The sequence below is a fragment of the Streptomyces sp. STR69 genome, from assembly GCF_024519455.1.
Taxonomy (GTDB): Bacteria; Actinomycetota; Actinomycetes; order Streptomycetales; family Streptomycetaceae; genus Streptomyces.
In genome coordinates, this window is sequence record NZ_JALJRY010000034.1 from 82,521 (window position 1) to 102,454 (window position 19,934).

Annotated in this window: 12 protein-coding genes and 1 pseudogene; 6 read left to right on the forward strand and 7 right to left on the reverse strand. The window is 70.3% G+C overall.

Annotated elements, in window-relative coordinates:
- The first annotated feature begins 317 nt into the window (after positions 1-317).
- Positions 318-2,366, forward strand: a complete 2,049-nt coding sequence (locus tag OC490_RS41535; protein WP_262063236.1) for a DUF1996 domain-containing protein — start codon at positions 318-320, stop codon at positions 2,364-2,366.
- A gap of 84 nt (positions 2,367-2,450) precedes the next feature.
- Here OC490_RS41535 and OC490_RS41540 read toward each other — a convergent pair whose 3' ends face one another.
- From OC490_RS41540 to OC490_RS41560, 5 genes are all read right to left on the reverse strand, one after another.
- The gene (locus OC490_RS41540; RefSeq protein ID WP_262063237.1) at positions 2,451-3,896 is read right to left on the reverse strand and encodes a glyceraldehyde-3-phosphate dehydrogenase; all 1,446 of its coding nucleotides are present in this window, start codon (positions 3,894-3,896) and stop codon (positions 2,451-2,453) included.
- A 148-nt stretch (positions 3,897-4,044) separates the two neighbouring features.
- Complete coding sequence (locus OC490_RS41545; RefSeq protein ID WP_262063238.1) at positions 4,045-4,359, reverse strand: SCO5918 family protein; 315 nt, start codon at positions 4,357-4,359, stop codon at positions 4,045-4,047.
- A 62-nt stretch (positions 4,360-4,421) separates the two neighbouring features.
- Positions 4,422-5,993, reverse strand: coding sequence for a DEAD/DEAH box helicase (locus tag OC490_RS41550; RefSeq protein ID WP_262063239.1), 1,572 nt, complete (start codon positions 5,991-5,993; stop codon positions 4,422-4,424).
- A 177-nt stretch (positions 5,994-6,170) separates the two neighbouring features.
- Positions 6,171-6,374, reverse strand: a complete 204-nt coding sequence (locus OC490_RS41555) for a cold-shock protein (protein ID WP_019056860.1) — start codon at positions 6,372-6,374, stop codon at positions 6,171-6,173.
- Between the two features lie 253 nt (positions 6,375-6,627).
- Positions 6,628-14,463 (reverse strand): type I polyketide synthase, encoded by a 7,836-nt coding sequence (locus OC490_RS41560; protein WP_262063240.1) that lies wholly within the window; start codon positions 14,461-14,463, stop codon positions 6,628-6,630.
- 82 nt (positions 14,464-14,545) lie between these two features.
- Between OC490_RS41560 and OC490_RS41565 the strand changes: the two genes are divergently transcribed.
- Positions 14,546-14,983 (forward strand): hypothetical protein, encoded by a 438-nt coding sequence (locus OC490_RS41565; RefSeq protein WP_262063241.1) that lies wholly within the window; start codon positions 14,546-14,548, stop codon positions 14,981-14,983.
- Positions 14,984-15,000: 17 nt separating this feature from the next.
- Here the strand turns inward: OC490_RS41565 and OC490_RS41570 are convergent, their stop codons facing one another.
- The gene (locus tag OC490_RS41570; RefSeq protein ID WP_262063242.1) at positions 15,001-15,807 is read right to left on the reverse strand and encodes a class II aldolase/adducin family protein; all 807 of its coding nucleotides are present in this window, start codon (positions 15,805-15,807) and stop codon (positions 15,001-15,003) included.
- A 119-nt stretch (positions 15,808-15,926) separates the two neighbouring features.
- Complete coding sequence (locus OC490_RS41575; RefSeq protein ID WP_262063243.1) at positions 15,927-16,295, reverse strand: Lrp/AsnC family transcriptional regulator; 369 nt, start codon at positions 16,293-16,295, stop codon at positions 15,927-15,929.
- Between OC490_RS41575 and OC490_RS41580 the strand changes: the two are divergent.
- The 4 genes and pseudogenes from OC490_RS41580 to OC490_RS41595 all read left to right on the forward strand — a co-directional run.
- Positions 16,234-17,100, forward strand: a pseudogene (locus OC490_RS41580) (alpha-ketoacid dehydrogenase subunit beta); the annotation flags it as partial. The gene OC490_RS41575 and the pseudogene OC490_RS41580 sit on opposite strands and share 62 nt — an antisense overlap.
- A 13-nt stretch (positions 17,101-17,113) precedes the next feature.
- The gene (locus tag OC490_RS41585) at positions 17,114-18,451 is read left to right on the forward strand and encodes a dihydrolipoamide acetyltransferase family protein (RefSeq protein WP_262063244.1); all 1,338 of its coding nucleotides are present in this window, start codon (positions 17,114-17,116) and stop codon (positions 18,449-18,451) included.
- Between the two features lie 130 nt (positions 18,452-18,581).
- Positions 18,582-19,277, forward strand: coding sequence for an alpha/beta fold hydrolase (locus tag OC490_RS41590; protein ID WP_262063245.1), 696 nt, complete (start codon positions 18,582-18,584; stop codon positions 19,275-19,277).
- A 65-nt stretch (positions 19,278-19,342) separates the two neighbouring features.
- A complete protein-coding gene (locus OC490_RS41595) occupies positions 19,343-19,921 on the forward strand; it encodes a helix-turn-helix domain-containing protein (RefSeq protein ID WP_262063246.1) in 579 nt (192 codons plus the stop codon).
- The last annotated feature ends 13 nt before the right edge of the window (positions 19,922-19,934 follow it).

Consider the following 19,934-nt stretch of genomic DNA (forward strand, 5'->3'; position numbering starts at 1 on the left):
CGGAGTAGGTCGTACGGCCTGAATGCCAACTTAGCCAACGTGTGTGCCTCGTGTGAAGGTTGAAGCGCGATATGTCCGATACGTATTTGTGACCTTTACCTCGCCCTGGTGTGTCGAGAGATCAGGGGCCTGCCGAACCCGGTGATCCATATGAGGTCGCTATGAATTTCTGAGGCGGTTGAACACACTGGCATCCGGTTCCGTATTGGGTCGGGGGATTTCCATGCCGGGACGAGCCGGGCCGACCGATACGTGTAGGAGCAACTTCCTTGGCACGCAACACGCGCAGACGCCCCACAGGCGCACGACGCGCGACGATGGCAGCAGTCGCCCTGATGCTGGGCGGCGGAGGACTGATGGCGGCGAACGTCTACGCGTCGGCGTCGGAAGGTGGTTGGGGCGGTGACTCCGCCCAACAAGGGTCTCCGGACGCGGCATCGCGAGGCGCGACGATCGACTGCCCGGACATCGGTACCCAGTTGACGACGGTGCCCGACGAGGCGAAGACCGACGTCGACAAGGAACTCGCGCTTCTGGACCAGCAGATAACCGAGGCCTACCAGAAACTTCAGGACTCCAGGGAGTCCATCCGCCAGGACGCCTCCTTCGCCGACAACGCGATCATGAATCCGTTGAAGGAGAAGCGGGCCGCGACCATCGGGCGGATCGACGACGCTATCGCGCGCGTCGGGGACCGTCCGGAGGGACTCGACGCGCTCGCCGCCTGCACCCTGATCGCGCCCACGAACGAGACCGGCGACCAGGGCGGCAACGGCGACGACCAGAGCGCCAGTGCCAGTGCCAGTGCCAGCGGCGACCAGGACGGCCAGGGCCAGCAGCAGTCCACCAATGGGCCGGTCGCCTCGGACTACGCGGACATCACCTCTGTGCAGCCCAACGTGAACGCTCCGCAGGAGCAGGCCAATGCCTCCCGCGGTACGTTCGTCACCGCCTGCGGCGTGAACGAGAACGGCCTGTTCAACTCCGACAACGTGATCGTCGCGCCCGGTGTCACCAACGGCGCCCACCACTTCCACGACTACATCGGCAACCAGTCGAACAACGCCTTCGCCAGCGACCAGGATCTCGCGAACGCCGACACGAGCTGCGAGAACCCGGGCGACAAGTCCACTTACTACTGGCCCGTGTTGCGCCTGCAGAACGGCAAGCAGGAGCGGGACGCGGACAAGCCCGGCGGCGGCACCGAGGGCAACACCGGTGAGATCGTCACGGCCAAGCAGGTCACCCTGACCTTCGAGGGCAACCCGCAGAGCAAGGTCGTCGCGATGCCGCGCCTCCTGCGCATCATCACCGGCGACGCCAAGGCCTTCGTCAACGGCCCCGCCAACGCCAACGCCTCCTGGAGCTGCACCGGGTTCGAGGACCGGCAGCTCAAGGACAAGTACCCGCTGTGCCCCTCGGGCAGCGACGTGGTGCGCACCTTCAAGTTCCAGAGCTGCTGGGACGGCCGCAACATCGACAGCGCCAACCACCGCACCCACGTGGCCTTCGAGGCCGCCGACGGCGCCTGCCCGGACGGCTTCAAGGCCATTCCGCAGCTGGTCCAGCGGATCGTCTACGACGTCGACGCGCCGAGCCTCCAGGACGGCGGCAAGACGAGCCCGCTGTTCGCGGTCGACTCCTTCCCCGAGCAGCAGCACAAGCCCGTCACCGACCACGGCGACTTCATCAACGTCTTCGACGAGGGCCTGATGAACGACATGGTCACCTGCATCAACAGCGGCGAGAAGTGCGGCGCCGGCACGGACAACGACCCGGGATCGGGCGGCGGGTCGGGTTCGGATGGCGGTTCGGGTTCGGGTGACGGATCCGGTTCGGGCGGCGGTTCGGGTGAGCCGCAGGCGTCTCCTACGGCCACTGAATCCGCTACGGCGACCGCCAGCGCGACGGCGTCCGACGAGCCCGCCGGCAACGGTGGGAACGACGGGAGCGGCGGCAACGGCGGCAACGCGGGGAATGGCGACAACGGAGGGACCGGCGGAAACGACGACCAGCCCACCGCCGAGCCCGAGACCAGCGCGCCGGACACCCAGACCACCGAACCCGGAGATCTGACGACCGCCGTGTCCGTCCCCAAGGCCGACACGAAGACCGAAGGGTCCAAGTCGACGGAGGCAGCGGGGAGTTCGGACGACAACGCCGGCGGTCAGGTGGGCAGCGCCGCGGCGACACCGCCCGCCTCGTCCTCGGGCGGGGAGAGCTACGCAGCCGTAGGCCCGAACCAGCCGCAGGCACAGGGTGGCCTGGCGGAGACCGGCGCGAACCTGTGGCCGGCGGTGGCCGGAGCGCTGCTGCTCGTCGCCGGATTCGTGGTGCTGTACCGGGGCAAGCGCAGTACTCGCTGACACCCCGCTCGGCTGTGACCGACAACGGCCCGACCGCCCTCACCGGGGCGGCCGGGCCGTCGCGCGTTCGGCGTGTTCCGGTGGTCAGACGGCCGGTGCCGGGTACGTCGGGTACTCGACCCCCGAGACGTGCTGGACGACCCGGACGACCTGGCAGGAGTAGCCGAACTCGTTGTCGTACCAGAGGTAGAGGATCGCGTTGTCGCCGTCGACCTTGGTGGCGCCCGCGTCGATGATCGAGGCGTGGCGGGAGCCCATGAAGTCGCTCGACACGGCGTCGGGGGCGGTGGTGAAGTCGATCTGCCGTTTCAGCGGGGACGTCAGCGAGACATCGCGGAGGTGGTCCAGGACCTCGGCGCGGGTGGTCTCGCGGCCGAGCCGCAGGCTGAGGATCGCGATCGAGACGTCCGGTACCGGGACGCGGATCGAGCTGCCGGTGATCGGCGCCTTGAGGTCGGGCAGCGCCTTGGCGACGGCGGAGGCGGCACCGGTCTCGGTGATCACCATGTTGAGCGGCGCCGAACGGCCGCGGCGGTCGGCCTTGTGGTAATTGTCCAGCAGGTTCTGGTCGTTGGTGAACGAGTGGACGGTCTCCACATGGCCGCGCAGCACACCGTACTCGTCGGCCATCGCCTTCAGCGGCGGCACGATCGCGTTGGTGGTGCAGGACGCGCAGGACAGGATCTGCTCGTCCGGCTTGATCGTGTCGTGGTTGACGCCGTGCACGATGTTGGGGACGTCGCCCTTGCCGGGCGCGGTCAGTACGACCTTGTCGATCCCGGGCCGCAGATGCTGCGAAAGGCCTTCCCGGTCACGCCACTTGCCCGTGTTGTCGATGAGGATGGCGTCCTTGATGCCGTACGCCGTGTAGTCGACCTCGGCCGGGTCGTTCGCGTAGATCACCTTGATCTCGTTGCCGTTGGCGACGATCGTGCTGCTCGCCTCGTCGACGGTGATCGTGCCCTGGAACTGGCCGTGGATCGAGTCGCGCCGCAGCAGCGAGGCGCGCTTCACGATGTCCTGGTCGCCGCCCTGGCGTACGACGATGGCGCGCAGCCGCAGTCCGTTGCCCGAGCCGGCCTTCTCGATGAGCAGGCGGGCGACCAGGCGGCCGATGCGGCCGAAGCCGTACAGCACGACATCGCGGCCCTCGCGGCAGGCGATCTTGTTGGCGCCGGTGGCTCCGGCGACGGCCTCGGCGGTGAACTCCTCGGCGGTCAGGCCGCGTTCGTCGGTGCGGTGGGTGGCGGCGAGCATGCCGATGTCGATCTGGGAGGGGCCCAGGTCGAGCGTGGTGAGCGCCCGCAGGTACGGCAGGGTCTCGGTGACGGAGAGTTCCTCGCCGTCGATCTGGCGGGCGAACCGGTGGGTCTTGAGGATGCTGACCACCGACTTGTTGACCAGGGAGCGGCTGTGCAGCAGGACCGTGACGTCCCGCTCGCGGTGCAGCTTCCCGATCATCGGGATCATCGACTCCGCGATCTCCTCACGGTTCTTCCAGTTGGTGAACGAGTCCTCGTTGACAGGCACAGGTTTCTCTTTCGAGCTAGGCGGCGCTCATATGCTAACCCGCTGTTCATCTGCTCGTTCCGAGGGGTCCCACCTGGCCGCCGAACGCGGTGAGGGGCCCTGCCGACGCGCGTCGGCAGGGCCCCTCACGGTTGTACTGGTGTCGCTCCTACGCGTCCTGCGGCGCGCCGCTGCCCAGCAGCGCCGACGCGTTCTCCATCGGAGTGAGGACGTGCACGGGCACGGCCTCGGGCAGGCCGTGGCAGGTGAAGCCGAGCCGGGTCATGGCCCGGATGACCTCGCCGCTGTTGAAGTCGCGCGGGTCCTGCCGGGTGATGACCTGCCCCACCTGCTTGACGGGGTAGCGGCGCCGCCCGATGGTCACGGACTCACCCGTGACCAGCTCGGGCTTGATGCCCTTCATCGTCTCCAGCACTCCCAGCTTGGTGAGGTCGAAGGGATACCGGGCGATGACACAACGCATGTTGCCTCACAGAGAGAAGGAGAAACCGTCCGAACAGGCCCCGGAAGGGGCCGAGTTGATCCTCAGGCCGCGGGGCCGAAGGACGACCGTCGCTGACCCCTGCCGCTTCCGCCGGAGCCGCCGTTGCCGCCACTGCGCCGGGCGGCGCCGCCGCCGGTCCGGCCCTCGGTGGCGGGACGGCCACGACGGCCGCGCGACGACGAGGAGGAGGGGCTGCGGCGGGTGCGCTCGCGCTGCTCCACGACCGGGGCGGTGATGACCACGGGGACACCGGAGGGGGCCTGGGCGCCCGTGATCCGGGTCAGTTCCTCCTCGCCCGACCGCACCGAGGTGACCTCCGCGGTGACGCCGGCCATGGTCATCAGGCGGGTGAAGTCACGACGCTGGTCGGGGGTGACCAGCGTGACGACACTGCCGGACTCGCCCGCACGGGCCGTACGGCCGCCGCGGTGCAGATAGTCCTTGGGGTCGGTGGGCGGATCGACGTTGACGACCAGGTCGAGGTTGTCGACGTGGATGCCGCGCGCCGCGACGTTGGTCGCCACCAGCGCCGTCACATGCCCGTCCTTGAACTGCGCGAGGGTGCGGGTGCGCTGCGGCTGGGACTTGCCGCCGTGCAGCCCGGCCGCGCGGACGCCGTTGCTCAGCAGGTGCTTCACCAGCCGGTCTACAGCGTGCTTGGTGTCCAGGAACATGATGACCCGGCCGTCGCGCGCCGCGATCTCGGTGGTCGCCCGCTGCTTGTCCGTGCCGTGGACATGCAGGACGTGGTGCTCCATCGTCGTGACCGCGCCCGCGGAGGGGTCGACGGAGTGGACGACGGGGTCGGTCAGGTAGCGGCGGACCAGGAGGTCCACGTTGCGGTCCAGGGTGGCCGAGAACAGCATCCGCTGGCCGCCCGTCTGCACCTGGTCCAGCAGGCCGGTGACCTGGGGCATGAAGCCCATGTCGGCCATCTGGTCGGCCTCGTCGAGGACGGTGATGGTGACGCTGTCCAGGCGGCAGTCGCCGCGGTCGATCAGGTCCTTGAGGCGTCCCGGCGTCGCGACCACGACCTCCGCGCCGCCGCGCAGCGCCCCGGCCTGGCGGCCGATCGACATACCGCCGACGACGGTCGTCATCCGCACGCTGACGGCGCGGGCGTACGGGGTGAGTGCGTCGGTGACCTGCTGGGCCAGTTCGCGGGTCGGGACGAGGACGAGCGCGAGCGGCTGACGCGGCTCGGCACGGCGGCCCGCCGTACGGGCCAGCATCGCGAGGCCGAAGGCGAGGGTCTTGCCGGAGCCGGTACGGCCGCGGCCGAGTACGTCGCGCCCGGCAAGGGAGTTGGGGAGGGTCGTGGCCTGGATCGGGAACGGGACGGTGACGCCCTCGTGGCCGAGCGCGGCCAACAGCTTGGCGGGCATGTCGAGTTCGGCGAACGACTCCACGGCGGGCAGCCCCGGCGTCACGGTCTTCGGCAGCGCGAACTCGCCCTGCAGCGCGACCGGTCGGCCGCCGCCGCCCTTGGAGCGGCGCGGAGCGTTGGAGCGATTGCCGGACGGAGCCGCTGAGCGGTAGCCGCCGCTCTTTCCGGATTCCGGATTTCCATTGCGCTTTCGCGCGAAGCGATCATTTGTACGTGCGCGGTTCAATGTGGAACCTTCCTTGATATGGCACGTATCAAGGAATTCCCGCGGTGAATGAACGGCGCAGAGAATCGCAAGAACGAGCCGGTGGCTTCGGCGGAATAGCGTCGAAGCATGGAAAATGCAGCGAGCTGGGGCCCGCACCCCAAGGTGCGGGCCCCAGCTGCGAAGTTAACGTCGGTGTTACGCAGGGACGATGTTCTCGGCCGTCGGGCCCTTCTGGCCCTGCGCGATGTCGAAGGTCACCTTCTGACCCTCCTGCAGCTCGCGGAAGCCCTGGGCGGCGATGTTCGAGTAGTGGGCGAAGACGTCAGCGCCGCCACCGTCCTGCTCGATGAAGCCGAAACCCTTTTCCGCGTTGAACCACTTCACGGTGCCACTGGCCATTTTGTTCTCCTTCGGGGCGGTCAGCGGAGTCCGCACAGTGCGGGCTCCGTGTCGCCGTGATGATCACCCCGCCGGAAGAAAAACCGGACACACAAAAAAATGCTCCACCGCCTCGGAGAGCGGTGTGGGCATCTGAAGGGTTTGGCAACCACAACTGCAACTGAGATCAATAGTAGCACGGCGCGATCGTGAGTGTGCGGCCGTGAATTCCGTTTCTCATGCCGCGAACATAGATATTCGATCTCCCGCCGGGCTATGCGAGGCCGTCGATCCAGTCGCGGACGGCCTTGGCCGTGGTCGGCGCGTCCTCTTCGAGCACGCTGAGATGAGTGCCGGGGGCGTCCATCGTGTCCAGCACACCGGGCCAGGACGACCGCCACTCCGGCGGCATGTCCGCCAGTGGTGCGGAGGCCCGGACCAACAGGCTCGGCACCTGCGTGAGTTCGGGCTGCCAGCCGCGGAACATCCGCGTGTACGCACCCAGCGAAAGCAGTGTCAGATCGTCCACCAGGGTGTCGAATCTCTCGCCGGCCGCCAGCGGAATCCGCGCGGGCAGGGACAGCAGCCACGGCTCGGCCTCCCGGTCCGGGGTGATGTGGTAGGAGTCGATCAGGACGAGTCCGGCCGGGGGAGCGCCGAGGGCCGCCAGGTGCGTGGTGAGGGCGTGGGCGGCCGATCCGCCCATGGAATGGCCGACCACTACATAGGGGTGATCGCCGAGCTGGTGCCGCACGGTCGCAGCATGCGACGCGGTCAGCGTCCCCAGATCCCGTGGCACCGCGTCTCCGTGATCGATCCCGGAGTGCCGCACCTCGAACACGTCCCGCTCGCCCTCGAAACAGGCGGCGAGCCCGGCGTACCAGGGGCGGCCCAGGTTGGAGGCGAAGCCGGGAACACAGACCATGGCCGGCCCCCGGGTGCCCGAGGCAAGCCGCAGCGGCGGCAGCGCGTGCCGGGCGGCCTCCTCCGGGCCGAAGGTGGCCGCGCCGATGGACGCGGTCACCAGCAGATGCATGGCCGATACGACGTCACCGGTTTCGCACACCTGCCGGTACAGGGCAGGCAGCGACTGCCCGGCTCCGCGTCCACGTCCCCCGGACCGCACCGGTGCCGGGACGGTCGTGGCGCCGGGCTCGTCGGGCAGCGTGCCGCGCAGCTCGCCGTACAGGTGCTCGGCGAGCTGCTCGGTGTCCGGCCAGTCGTAGGCCACGGTGACGGCCAGCGGTGTCCCGGTCAGCAGGCTCAGCCGGTTGCAGAGCATGACCCGCATCAGGGAGTCGAGGCCCAGTTCCGCGAAGTCCCGGTCCACGGCGTCGACTTCAGTGTGTCCGAGCACGGCGGCGACCTCGGTGCGGATGAGCGACCGCAGGGCGGGCAACCGCTCGGGCGGCGGCAGGGCGGCGAGTCGGTTCCGCCATGATCCGGCGTCGTCGTCCGGCACCCCGCCGCCCGTGCTGGCGGCGGCGGCCGAGGGGCGGCCCGTACGCAACAGCCCGCGCAGTGGTGGCGGAACGGCAGTCCCGGCCGGGAACGCGTTGGGCGAGCGGTCCAACGGCAGTGGCGCGAGGACGGGTTCGGCGCTGCCGAGCGCGGCGTCGAAGAGCGCGAACGCCTGCTCCGGAGAGACCGCGCGCACCGGACCACCGTGCACCCGTCCGCTGCGGGCCGCCATGCCCTCCTCGTCCGCCCACGCGCCCCAGACCAACGACAGTGCGGGCAGGCCCAGTTCGGAGCGATGGCGCGCGAGCGCGTCCAGGAAGGAGTTCGCCGCCGCGTAGTTGGCCTGCCCGGGATTGCCCAGCAGCCCCGCCGCCGACGAGAACAGCACGAACCGGGCCAGCGGCAGGTCCTTCGTCGACTCGTGCAACTGCCAGGCCGCATCGGCCTTCGGCCGCAGCACCGCCGCCAGCCGCTCAGGTGTCATCGACGCCAGCACGCCGTCGTCCAGCACCCCGGCCGCGTGCACTACGGCGGTCAGGTCCGGCCCGAACGCCTTGAGTACGGCGGCGAGTTGGTCCCGCTCGGCGATGTCGCAGGCCACCAGATCCACCTGTGCGCCCGCCCGTTCCAGATCCGCGCGCAACTCCTCTGCGCCCGGAGCCTGTTCACTGCGCCGACTGAGGAGGATGAGCCGTCGTACCCCGTGCCGGTCGACAAGATGCCGGGCCAGCATCGCCCCGAGGGACCCGGTGCCGCCGGTGATGAGGACGGTGCCCCCGGCGAGCGAGCCCGCGTCCTCGGAAGGGGGTGCCGTCGCCAGTCGGGGCACGCGCAAGACGCCTTCGCGTACGGAGAGTTGGGGCTCGCCCGTGGCGAGCGCGGCGGGTAGTCGTCGTAGCGACTCCGGGTGGCCGTCCACGTCCACGAGGGTGAGGCGTCCGGGGTACTCGGCCTGCGCGGTCCGCAGCAGGCCCCAGACCGTGGCGGCGGGCAGGTCGGGCGACGGCTCGGCGGCGCCGCGCGTGACCACGGTCAGGTGCCCGGAACCGGCGAGGTGTGTTTGCAGCAACTGCATTGCCCGAACGGTGAGTTGATGCGCGTCGGCGACCGGGTCCGCGTCCTCGCCGCCGGGGGCGGCCAAGGAGGCGACGACCGTCTCCGGTGTCTCCTCGGACCAGGACGCCTCGTCGTCGGCGGAGGCGAGGAACGTGGCCAGACCCAGGTCGTCCGTCTCCGACACCGCCATGGCGGGCACTTCGCCGGCGGTCGGCACGCTCGTCCACCGCAGCCGGTACAGCTCTCCGGCCGGGGCGGGACCGAGCTCCGGTGCCGGGCGGGTCGTCATCGACTCCAGGCGGGCCACGGGCGCGCCGGTGGGGGTCGCGAGATCGAGGGTGATCGCGTCCGGGCCGGGCCGCGTCATACGGACGCGCAGTGCCGTCGCGCCGGTGGCGTGCACGGTCAGACCCCGCCAGGCGAACGGCAGCCGGGCCGGACCGGTGGGCGGTTCGGCGAGCAGACCCGGGTGCAGGGCGGCGTCCAGCAGTGCCGGGTGGAGGACATGGCGCCGGGCGTCCGCGACCGGCAACGGGCCGACCTCGGCGAACAGTTCCTCGCCGCGCCGCCACAGCGCGGTGACCCCCTGGAACGCCGGACCGTACGCCAACCCGGCCGCGGCCACCCGGTCGTAGGCCTCGGAGAGGTCCACCCGGGTGGCACCCGGCGGCGGCCACACGGTGAGCGGAACCGCGTCGTCCAGGACACCCGGCACGGCCGGGCCGAGCCGGCCGGTCGCGTGCTGTGTCCAGGCGCCGAGCGCGCCGGACTCCTCGGACCGCGCGAACACATCCGCCGCGCGGCGCCCGGAGTCGTCCGGCTCACCCAGGACCACCTGCACCTGGATGCCCTCCTCGTCGTCGGGCAGGAACAGCGGGTTCAGCAGGGCGAGTTCCTCCAGTACGGCGAGCCCGCACAGGTCGCCCGCGTGCAGCACGAGATCGGCGAAGGCCGCGCCCGGTACGAGGGTGTGTCCGCCCACGACGTGGTCCCGCAACCACGGCTGGCCCGCTCCGGACAACCGCCCGCCGCACAGCAGCCGTTCCGTACCCGGCACCGTGACCGCCTGCGTCACCAGCGGGTGCCCGGAACCGGCGGAAGCGTCGCTCCCGGTGTCGGGGAGCCAGTAGCGCTGCCGCTGGAAGGGATAGGTGGGCATGCCGTCGACCCGCCGGGCGCCGCTGCCCGCGTACACCTGGCTCCAGTCCAACCGCACGCCATGCACGTGGAGTTGGCCGAGCGCGTCGAACAGCGTCCGTGGCTCGTGGTTGTCCCGCCGGGCCGTCGCGGCGAAGAGGAGTTCCTTGCCGGTTCCGGCCGGGATCGCCGCCGCGGCCTGGGCGGTGAGGTGGGCGTCCGGGCCGAGTTCGGCGAACGCGGTCACCCGGCCGTCGTGCGCCAGCCAGTGGACAACATCCCCGAACCGCACGGCCTCACGGGCGTGCCGCACCCAGTACGCGGCCGACCGCAGCTCCTCCCCGGTGGCCGGAAGTCCGGTCAGGCCCGACAGCACCGGGATGCTGGGCGTGCCGTAGGTCAACTCGCCCGCGATACGGCCGAATTCGGCGAGCATCGGTTCCATCAGTGGGGAGTGGAAGGCGTGGCTGACCCGGAGCCGTAGGGTACGACGGCCCCGTACGGCGAAGCGTTCCGCGAGCGCGAGGACCGGCTCCTGCGCACCGGAGACGACGACCGCGCGCAGGCCGTTCACGGCCGCGATCGCGACCCCCTCGGTCAACTCGGCCGTCACCTCCGCCTCGGTGGCGTCGAGCGCCACCATCGCGCCGCCCTCCGGCAGTTCCCGCATCAACCTCCCACGGGCGGCGACCAGTTCGACGGCATCCGCCTCGGACAGCACGCCCGCGCAGTGCGCCGCCGCCAGCTCGCCGACCGAGTGCCCTGCCAGGAAGTCCGGCCGTACACCCCAGGAAGCGAGCAGCCGGAAGAGGGACACCTCATAGGTGAACAGGGCGGCCTGGGCGAAGTCCGTCTGCTGCAGCAGGGCGCTTTGGTCCGTGTCCCAGAGCACCGAGCGCAACGGACGCCCCAAGTGGGCGTCGAAGCGTGCGCACAGGGCGTCGAAGGCGGTCGCGAACACCGGGAAGGTGTTGTACAACTCCCGTCCCATGCCGGTTCGTTGGGCGCCCTGGCCGGTGAACAGCAGGGCCAGGCGCGCGGCGGAGGCGGCGGTGTGCGGGGGTGCGGACTCCGTCAGGGCGTCGAGGGCGGTCAGGGTCGCCGCCCGGTCGTTGGTGGTGACGAACGCGCGGTGGGGGAGTCCGGACCGGGCGGTGGCGTGGGTGAACGCCACGTCCAGCAAGGGGAGTTCGGGGTACTCGCGGAGGAAGGCCGCGGTGCATGCGGCCTGTGCTCGGAGGGCGGACGGGGTGGCGGCCGAGAGCAGCAATGGGGGTGTCACTGTGGTGCGCCGGGATGGCGCGGCGTCCGCCTCCGCCTCTTGCAGGATCACATGCGCGTTGGTGCCGCCGATGCCGAACGCCGAGACCGCCGCCCGCCTCGGCCGTCCGGGCTCGGGCCGCCACTCCTCGTCCTGGGACAGCAGCCGTACGGTGCCCGACGACCAGTCCACGTGCGGGGACGGCTGGTCGGCGTGCAGGCTGCGGGGGAGCCGTCCGTGGTGCATCGCCAGCACCGTCTTGATGACACCGCCGACCCCGGCCGCGGCCTGGGTGTGTCCGAGGTTGGACTTCAACGAGCCCAGCCACAGCGGGCGTTGGGCGGTGTGGTTCCGGCCGTAGGTGGCGAGGAGCGCCTGTGCCTCGATCGGGTCGCCGAGCGCGGTGCCCGTGCCGTGTGCCTCCACGGTGTCGATGTCGGCCGGGGAGAGCCCCGCGTCGGCCAGTGCCGCGTGGATCACCCGTTGCTGTGCGGGGCCGTTGGGCGCGGTGAGACCGTTTGACGCGCCGTCGGAGTTGACGGCCGAGCCGCGCAGCACGGCCAGTACGGGATGGCCGTTGCGGCGCGCGTCCGAGAGCCGTTCCAGCAGGACCAGGCCGACCCCCTCGCCCCACGCGGTACCGTCGGCCGCCGCCGAGAAGGGCTTGCAGCGGCCGTCCGGAGCCAGCCCGCGCAGTCTGCTGAACGCGATGAACGGGCCGGGCGACGACATGACAGTGACCCCGCCGGCCACCGCGAGAGAGCACTCCCCGTCGCGCAGGGAGCGTACGGCCGAATGCATCGCGACCAGCGACGACGAGCACGCGGTGTCCACGGTCACGGCGGGGCCGCGCAACCCCAGTGTGTAGGCGATGCGGCCGGAGGCCACGCTGCCGGCCGAGCCGAGGGCTAGATGCGCCTCCAACTCGTGCCCGCCGTGGTGCAGTCGGCTCGCGTAGGTGGCGTGCATGACGCCCACGAAGACGCCGGTGTCACTGTCGCGCAGACCGGTCGGATCCAGCCCCGCCCGCTCCAGCAACTCCCAACTGCTCTCCAGGAGCAGTCGTTGCTGGGGGTCGGTGGCCAGCGCCTCGCGGGGTGACATGGAGAAGAAGGACGCGTCGAAGTCGGCCGCGTCGTGCAGGAAACCGCCGCGCCGGGTGACCGACCTGCCGAGGCGGTCGGGGTCCGGGTCGTACAGGTCGGCCACGTTCCAGCCGCGGTCGGCGGGGAAGTCGGAGGTCGCGTCGGTGCCGTCGGCGAGCAGCCGCCACAGGTCCTCCGGGGACTTCACCCCGCCCGGATAGCGGCAGGCCATGGCGACGACGGCGATGGGCTCCCCGGGGTCGCCGGCGGAAGTGCGCGCGGGTCCTGGGTGGCTCTCGCCGTGCAGCGCGGCGCGCACCAGGTCCGCCACGGCGGTGGGCGTGGGGTGGTCGAAGACCAGCGTCGCGGGCAGCGAGAGGCCGGTTGCCGTGCCGAGCCGGTCGCGCAGCAGGACAGCGCCGAGCGAGGTCAACCCCTGGGCGTTGAAGGGTACTTCGGGGTGCAGCTCCGGTACGGGGAGGTCGAGTGTCCGTGCCGTCACTTCGAGGACCAGGTCGAGTACGGCGTCGGACGTGACGGCGAGCCGCTCGCGCAGCGCGGCCGAGGCGGCCGTCCGTTCCGCGGCGAGGCGCTGCGGCAACTCCCCGGCGAGCACGGCGCGGGCGATCTTCCCGGACGCGGTACGGGGAAGGGACTCGGTCGGGTAGACCTCGTCGGGCACCTTGAACCCGGACAGCCGCTCCCGGCAGGCGGCGAGCGCCCGCTCGGTGTCGACGCCGTCCGGGCCGGGGACGACGAAGGCCACCGGCACCTCGCCCAGCACGTCGTGGCGCCGGCCGACGACCGCGGCGTCGACGATGTCGGGGCGGGCCAGCAACACCCGTTCCACCTCGGACGGGTTGATGTTCACACCGCCCCGGATGATGAGTTCCTTGACCCTGCCGGTGACATGGAGATGGCCGTGCGCGTCGCGTCGGCCGAGGTCACCGGTGCGGTACCAGCCGTCGGTGAACGCCTCCGCGGTCGCGTCCGGACGGTTGTGATAGCCGGCCATCAGCCCGGGACCGCTCACCCAGATCTCGCCCTCGTCCCCGTCGCCGGCCTCGGCACCGGTGGACGGGTCGGTGATCCGGACGTCCAGCACCAGCAGCGGGAAGCCGCGGGAAGGGTCGTCACGGGGGCCGTCCAGCCGCTCGACCGCGATCTTCCCGCAGGTCTCCGTGGAGCCGTACCCGTCGAGCAGAGGAGCGTCCAGGGCCTGTTCGACCTCCGCCCGCAACTCGGGGGAACAGGGCGCCCCGCCGCTGACACACACCCGCAGCGCGGCGGGGACCGGACGCGCCGTCTCGCGCAGTGACTCCAGCAGGAGACGGTAGGTGGCGGGCACCCCGCCCAGCACGGTGAACGGCTCGGCGGCGAGCGCCCCGGCGACGTTCGCGCCCGGCCCGAGGACGCGAGCCGTCGCACCGACCGAGACGACACCCAGCAGACACACGGAGTGGCCGAGGGCGTGGAACATCGGCAACGGCCACAGCAGTCGGTCCTGTTGCTCCAGCCCGTACGCCGGTACGTAGGCCTTCGCCACCGACCACAGCGCGGAACGCTGCGTGGAGACCACGCCCTTGCTCTGCCCGGTGGTGCCCGACGTGTAGTGGATCCAGGCCGGCTCGTCGAGCCCGAGGTCGTCACGGGCGGCCGTACCCGAATCCGTCCCGGCCAGGTCCTCGAAGTCGAGGGTGCCGTCGGCCGGTTCGTCCCGTCCGACGACGATCACCCGTCGTACGGCGGCCGGTTGGGCGACCGGCTCCTCCGTCACGATCGCGACGGCACCGCTGTCGTCCAGGAAGTACGCCAACTCCTCTTCCGACGCGGCCGAGTTGAGCAGCACACCGATCGCCCCGGCGCGCAGCACGCCGAGCCAGGCCTCGACCAGCTCCACCCGGTTGCCGAGATGGATCGCGACCCGGTCCCCACGCCGTACCCCGAGCCGTACCAGATGGCCCGCCAGCCGGGCGGTGCGCCGCTCCAACTCCCGGTAGGTGACGGCGCGTCGGTCGTCCAGATAGGCGGTCTTGTCGCCGATCCGATCCGAGTGCTCCCGCAGAATGCCGGGCAGCGTGCGCGTCAACTCGTCGTCGGAAACGGCCATTTGCACCCCAATGTTCACCAACCCCGAGTGGCAACCGTACGACAGGCGCGCTCCGGAGCCGGGATCGGGCAGGATCTACGGCATGGCGATGTGCGACTACTACTTTGCCGCGAGTGACGAGGCCGCCGTCGGTGTCCTCGACGCACCGGGCGGACCGGACCCGTCGGTCTTCGACGTGCTGTCCCTGAAGGGCATCGACCCGGTGGTCGTCATGGCGCGGCTCGAAGGCCTCCTCACGGACTGCGCCTACGACGAGGCACGCGCCCGTCCGCGCTCCGGGCAACTTCTCTCGGACCCCGAGGCCGAAACCGCCTTCGTCATCAGTGTCTCCGACATACTCCGGGACGCGTTGGCCTCGGCGACGGATGACCAACTGGGCCTGGTGGCAGGGCCGTTCGGATCCGTGGAGGAGGTGGGTCTGCCGCCCGCCGAGGCGCTGGAGCTGCTCCGGCTGCTGTCCGGGCTGGCCCGGCGGGCCACGGCGGGGAACCAGCGGCTGTACTGCTGGTGGGCCCTCTGACGCAACTCGCCCCGGCCTTACTCCAGTACGTCGGGCGCCTCCTCCACCACGAGGTCGGCCAGGAGATTGAAGTTGTGCCGTGCCATGTTGGCGTTGCTGAACTGCCGGTGCGCCAGGGTCACTTCCTCCTCGGTCATGATCCGGGGCGTGCCGGCTGCGTCGGCGAGCAGCTGCATCTGGCAGGCGCGCTCCATGGTGATGAACCACCACGCGGCCTCCTCGACCGACCGGCCGACGGTCAACAGGCCGTGGTGCCGGAGGATGGCCGCCCTCCGGTCGCCGAGCCGGACGGCGATCCGCTCGCCCTCGGACCTCTCCAGCACCAGACCTTTGTACTCGTCGAACAGGACATGGTCCTCGTAGAAGGCGCAGGACTCCTGCACGATCGGGGCCAGGGGCTTGTCCAGTGAGGCGAAGGCCCGACCGTGGATGGTGTGGGCATGTGCCACCGCCACGACGTCCGGACGGGCGTGGTGGATGGAGGAGTGGATCCAGAAGGCCGCCTTGTTGGTCCTGCGTTCGCCCTCGATCACCCGGCCCTCCTCGTCGATGAGGAGCAGGTCGCTGACGCGGATCCGGGAGAAGTGCACCGCGTACGGGTTCACCCAGAACCGGTCGGGGAACTCGGGGTCCCGTGCGGTGATGTGTCCGGCGATGCCCTCGTCGAAGCCGTAGCGGGCGAAGATCCGGAACGCGGCGGCCAACTGCCGCTTGCGGTGCGCACGTTCGGCCTCGATGGTGTCGCGGCTCTCCGCGAGGCGAGGAATGTCGAGTTCCTCGGTGTTGTCGAAGTCGATGTCGTTGCTGCCGGTGGTGACGGACATCAGCACGTCCTTTCCGGTGCGAGGTCGCGAGGAATTTCTTTCAGGCTGCAACCGTCCTCGCCCCGGTGTCAACCTGAGAGGCAATTAATGTTGCCTCACTGGCAGGGTCTCCGACCCCTTCAGTCGCCCCTCCGCCAGGCTCCCAGCACCATGAGCGTCTTGGTGCCGATCACCGCACCCGTGCGCCGGAGCCGGTCGATGACATCTCGCAGGTGCTGCACGTCGGTCACCCGGACGCGGACCAGGGCGTCGGGGTCGCCCGCGACGGTGAAGACCTCCTGGGCCTCCGGGACGCTGGTCGCGGCCATGGTGATCGCCTCGACCTTGACGTCGCCGGCGAACCGCAGCTCCACGAAGGCCTCGAAGCCGACGCCGAGCTTTCCGTGATCGAGGGTGACGGTGTAGCCCGCGATGACACCGAGCCGCGGTGTGTTCCGGGTGACGGACGGCCTGCGGAAGGAGTTCGGCGACCTGCGCGTGGTCGACACCCCACTGGGCGAGGCCGGCATCGTCGGAGCGGCGATCGGACTCGCGATGCACGGCTACCGACCCATCTGCGAGCTCCAGTTCGACGGCTTCGTCTACCCGGCCGCGAACCAGATCATCACCCAGCTCGCCAAACTCCGGCACCGCTCGGCGGGCCGCATCTCCCTGCCCGTCGTGATCCGCATCCCCTACGGCGGCGGCATCGGCTCGATCGAGCACCACTCGGAGTCGCCGGAGACGTACTTCGCCCACACGGCCGGGCTGAAAGTCGTCAACTGTTCCACCCCGCACGACGCGTTCCACATGATCCAACAGGCCGTGGCTGGCGACGACCCCGTTGTCTTCCTCGAACCCAAACGGCACTACTGGACCAAGGGAGAGATCGACCCCGCCTCGCCCCGGCCCTTGGAGCAGGCCGTGATCCGCCGCGAGGGCACGGACGTGACACTCATCGCCTACGGCCCGACCGTGCCCGTCGCCCTGGAGGCGGCCGAGGCCGCAGCGGAGGAGGGGCGCAGCGTGGAGGTCGTGGACCTGCGCAGTCTCTCGCCCTGGGACATCACGACTGTCCGCGCGTCCGTGCACCGCACTGGCCGAGCCGTCGTGGTCCACGAGGCCGCCCTCTCCCACGGGTTCGGCGCCGAGGTCGCCGCACGGCTGCAGGACGAGGAGTTCCACTTCCTCGAAGCACCCGTCGTCCGGGTGACGGGATACGACACCCCCTACCCGCCCAGCCGCCTTGAGTCGGACTGGCTTCCCGGTGTCGACCGGATCCTCAACGCCATTGACCGCAGCTTGAGTTACTAGAAAGGGGCGCACCGTGACGAACCCGCATCAGTTCCTGCTCCCCGACGTCGGCGAGGGCCTGACGGAGGCGGAGATCCTGGCCTGGTCGGTCCGGCCCGGCGACACCGTCGAGGTCAACCAGATCATCGTCGAGGTGGAGACGGCCAAGGCCGCCGTAGAACTCCCCTCGCCCTACGCCGGTGTCGTCAGCGCCCTCCACGCGGAAGTGGGGGAGTCCCTGGCGGTCGGCAAGCCGCTCATCACGATCGACACCGGCCCACCGGGAGGGACTGCGGACGGGCTGTCGGACGGTCGTACGATGCGGCAGCCGGAGCCGGAACAGGCGGCGCTGCTGGTCGGATACGGCCCGCAGGGCGCGGGCGCCGGCCGTCGCAGAAGGCGCTCCGCCGCATCCCCGCACAGGACATCGCCGCCCGAGGATCGAGTCGAGGCCGGAGCCGGGACCGGCCGACCGGACCAGGTGGTCGCACCGCCCGCGGCCAAGCCGCCGGTCCGTAAACTCGCCAAGGATCTCGGGGTCGACCTCACCACCGTCATCCCCACCGGCCCCGGGGGCACCGTCACCCGCGAGGACGTGCGCGAGGCTGCCGGACGCGCGGCCCCGCAGGCCGCTCCCGCCCCAGCCCCCGACAGGGCGCGAACGGCCGAGACCCGCATACCGATCCGAGGCGTACGCAAACACACGGCCGCCGCCATGGTCGCCTCCGCCTTCACCGCACCGCACGTCACCGAATTCATCACCGTCAACGTCACCGCCACCATGCGGCTGCGTGAAATCGTCGCAGGGCGAGGGGAGTTCCGTGATCTGCGGGTCACTCCTCTGCTGTTCTTCGCCCGAGCCCTGCTGATCGCGCTGGCCAAGACCCCTGAGGCGAACTCCAGTTGGGACGAGGCGGCGCAGGAGATCGTCCTGAAGCGCTACGTCAACCTGGGGGTCGCGGCGGCGACGGACCGCGGGCTGGTCGTGCCGAACATCAAGGGCGCGGACCGGATGTCGTTGCGCGAACTGGCCCAGGCGCTGGCCGACTTGACGGCAACCGCCCGCGCCGGCCGCACCTCCCCGCAGGACATGACGGGCGGCACCGTCACGGTCACCAATGTGGGGGTGTTCGGGGTGGACACCGGTACCCCGATCCTCAACCCGGGAGAGGCCGCCATTCTTGCCGTGGGCGCCGTCCGCCGTATGCCCTGGGTCGTCCGGGACGGCAACGGGGACGAGCGGATCGAGCCCCGGTGGGTGACCCAGCTCGCGCTCTCCTTCGACCATTGGCTGATGGACGGTCGGCAAGGCTCCGAATTGCTGGCCGGTATCGCGGAGATCCTGCACGAACCGGGGTTGGCGCTGGTGTGACGGCGGTCACTCCGGTTGGCGACCCGGCCTGAAAGGCAACTTAATTTGCCTAAGAGGTGGATTTGGTCCGGCTGGGCCGAGACTCTGTGGCAAAGGCCGAGGGGTCTTGGAGTCTCAGGAGGAGCGGGCCATGGCAACGTTCGTACTCGTACACGGTTCAGGGGGCGGCGGCTGGGTGTGGGACCGGTTGCGCCCCCTGCTGGAGAGCGCCGGCCATACGGTTCTCACCCCCACCCTGGCCGGTCTCGCCGAGCGTCACGAGCTCTCCGCGCCGGACGTCGGCCTGGGCGTCCACGCGCGGGAAATCGCCCAACTCCTGGAATCCGAAGGGGTGCAGGACGCGATCCTGGTCGGTCACAGTTACGGGGGAATGGTGATCACGGGAGCCGCCGCGCTCGCGGCCGACCGGGTCGGACAGGTGGTCTACGCGGACGCCTTCGCCCCGGTGACCGGCGAGTCGGCGTTCGGGATGCTGCCCTGGCTGGAGCAGGCGTTCGCCGAGGCGCGGGGGCCGGCCGAGTGGGAGGTGGCACCGCTCGACACCGGGGCGCTCGGTGCGGACGAGGAGGGGGCGGCGTGGCTTTCGAGCGGGATGACACCGATGCCGCGGTTCACCCACGAGGAACGGCTCGGGCCCGGCAGCGAAGAGGTTCTGGCGGCCAGGCCGGTCACCTATATCCACTGTGCCGATCAGGACTTCTTCACGGAGGTGGCCGTCGCGGCGGAGAAACGCGGGTTCCGGGTCGTCGCCCTGTCCGGTGTCACCCATGTCGGCCTGCTGACGCACCCGGACGGCTTCGCGCGGGAACTGCTGAAACTCGCCTAAGGGCCCCTGTCCGATGTACCTGGCAGGCGGGCTTGTTTACCTCGCAGGCATGTTATCGTGCGGGAATGTCGATCGAGGACACTGATCTGTGGGTTGCTCAACGCCTCAAGGACATGCGGGGCGAGCGGGGTATCACTCTGACGACACTGGCCGAACAGACCGGCATTTCCTCGGCGCATCTCTCGCGCCTGGAGAAGGGCGTACGCAAGCCGTCCATCGGCAGCCTGCTGCAGATCGCCCGCGTCTACGGTGTATCCATCAGCGAACTGGTGCAGGAACCCGACCAGGACGACTTCCATCTGGTGCGCGCCGACGAGGCGACGACGCGTGAGGGCCAGGACGGCCGCTACACCGTACTGAGCGGGCCTCGCGAGACGATGTCCGTCATCCGGGTCGAATTGACGGCCGGTAAGCACACCAAGACCGCACGGCATGTCGGCGAGGAATGGCTGCATGTTGTGTCGGGGGCGATCACTCTTGATATCTCGGGCGTATCGCTGCAACTGAATGCCGGTGATTCGGTGCATTTCGACTCGTCGAAGGAGCATCGTCTCAACAGCGATGACGGTGCCACCGTGCTGATCGCGTCGACGGCGGCGACCGTTCCGATGCGACACCCCATTCCGGCGTCGCGTCGCAATTAGCCGAACACCCGCT

What these genes read in the sequence shown, in the direction of transcription:
- OC490_RS41555 (WP_019056860.1), bottom strand. Translation starts at nt 6,374, where the DNA reads ATGGCCAGTGGCACCGTGAAGTGGTTCAACGCGGAAAAGGGTTTCGGC.
- OC490_RS41595 (WP_262063246.1), top strand. Translation starts at nt 19,343, where the DNA reads ATGTCGATCGAGGACACTGATCTGTGGGTTGCTCAACGCCTCAAGGAC.
- OC490_RS41545 (WP_262063238.1), bottom strand. Translation starts at nt 4,359, where the DNA reads ATGCGTTGTGTCATCGCCCGGTATCCCTTCGACCTCACCAAGCTGGGA.
- OC490_RS41560 (WP_262063240.1), bottom strand. Translation starts at nt 14,463, where the DNA reads ATGGCCGTTTCCGACGACGAGTTGACGCGCACGCTGCCCGGCATTCTG.
- OC490_RS41565 (WP_262063241.1), top strand. Translation starts at nt 14,546, where the DNA reads ATGGCGATGTGCGACTACTACTTTGCCGCGAGTGACGAGGCCGCCGTC.
- OC490_RS41570 (WP_262063242.1), bottom strand. Translation starts at nt 15,807, where the DNA reads ATGTCCGTCACCACCGGCAGCAACGACATCGACTTCGACAACACCGAG.
- OC490_RS41590 (WP_262063245.1), top strand. Translation starts at nt 18,582, where the DNA reads ATGGCAACGTTCGTACTCGTACACGGTTCAGGGGGCGGCGGCTGGGTG.
- OC490_RS41535 (WP_262063236.1), top strand. Translation starts at nt 318, where the DNA reads ATGGCAGCAGTCGCCCTGATGCTGGGCGGCGGAGGACTGATGGCGGCG.